1 protein-coding gene is annotated in these 297 nt (G+C 41.8%); it reads left to right on the top strand.

From position 1 onward, the window contains the following. On the top strand, positions 1 to 297 hold a 297-nt coding region (locus tag ACG9ZL_RS21240; RefSeq protein ID WP_419361914.1), incomplete at both ends, for a hypothetical protein.

Raw genomic sequence — 297 nt, 5'->3', positions numbered from 1 at the left:
CAAATGGTGGGCGTATTTCTTCAGTCAGTGCTGATTTAAAACAAATCACCTTAGATCGTGATGATGTTGTATGCCGAGCTGGTGACCGTCTAGTTGTTAATGGCGAGAATGGAAAGGCACAAGCACGAGTTGTATCAAGTATTGCTGGTCGAGTTGTTACTGTAGTATCAGCATTTGATAGTGTTGCCCCACAAAATGTATGGGTGATTGATGCACAAGATTTAGCGACGATGAAATTTCGTGTAGTTTCGATCTCACAAGATGAGCCACACCAATTTACCATTACTGCATTACAAC

The organism is Acinetobacter legionensis, assembly GCF_048551735.1.
GTDB lineage: Bacteria > Pseudomonadota > Gammaproteobacteria > Pseudomonadales > Moraxellaceae > Acinetobacter.
The sequence above is the reverse complement of the archived record's forward strand: the minus strand, read 5'-3'. Positions and strand labels throughout refer to the sequence as shown.